Source organism: Herbaspirillum sp. WGmk3 (assembly GCF_023952535.1).
Taxonomy (GTDB): Bacteria; Pseudomonadota; Gammaproteobacteria; order Burkholderiales; family Burkholderiaceae_D; genus Herbaspirillum; species Herbaspirillum huttiense.
On record NZ_JAKYWT010000146.1, the window covers coordinates 1 to 242 of the forward strand.

1 protein-coding gene is annotated in these 242 nt (G+C 69.0%); it reads right to left on the minus strand.

All coding sequences use genetic code 11. The annotated features are described in order from the left end of the window. A partial coding sequence (locus tag MKD49_RS26265; protein WP_256497834.1) for a MaoC family dehydratase occupies positions 1 to 242 on the minus strand: 242 nt, incomplete at both ends.

Consider the following 242-nt stretch of genomic DNA (forward strand, 5'->3'; position numbering starts at 1 on the left):
GACCCTGATGATGCCCTGGCCCGGCCGGGATCTGGAGGGGCGCGCGTCCAGGATCTCGGACTCGCTGTAGAGCGTGTCCCCGTGGTGCATGGGGTGCGGGAACGCGACCTCCTCGAAGCCCAGGTTCGCCACGATCGTGCCCTGCGTGAGCTGCGCGACGGACGCGCCCACGATGATCGACAGCGTCATCATGGAGTTCACCAGCCGCTCCCCGAACTCCTGGCGCTCGCTCCACGCGGCGT